This is a genomic window from Desulfovibrio sp. OH1186_COT-070 (assembly GCF_003860215.1).
In the GTDB taxonomy this organism is placed as follows: domain Bacteria; phylum Desulfobacterota; class Desulfovibrionia; order Desulfovibrionales; family Desulfovibrionaceae; genus Desulfovibrio.
Window position 1 is genome coordinate 1 of the sequence record NZ_RQYH01000272.1, and the last position, 242, is coordinate 242.

General features: G+C 48.8%; 1 protein-coding gene. It reads left to right on the plus strand.

Translation table 11 applies throughout. The annotated features are described in order from the left end of the window. The coding region (locus EII23_RS12815) for a transposase (protein WP_148091313.1) at positions 1–242 on the plus strand (242 nt) is incomplete at both ends.

The window sequence follows — 242 nt, forward strand, 5'->3', positions numbered from 1 at the left end:
TGGCCGTGGATGCGCATGGTATGCCGCTCAGAGTTGTTGTTACAGAAGGTACCAGATCTGATTGCAAGGAAGCATGTGCATTGATTGACGGTTTGAATGCAAAGGCGCTTTTGGCTGACCGTGGATATGACAGCAATGAGATTATAGACAAGGTTGTTGAGTCCGGCTGTCAGCCCGTCATTCCACCCAGAAAAAATCGCAAGGAGCAGAGGGACTATGACAAAGCTTTATACCGTGTACGC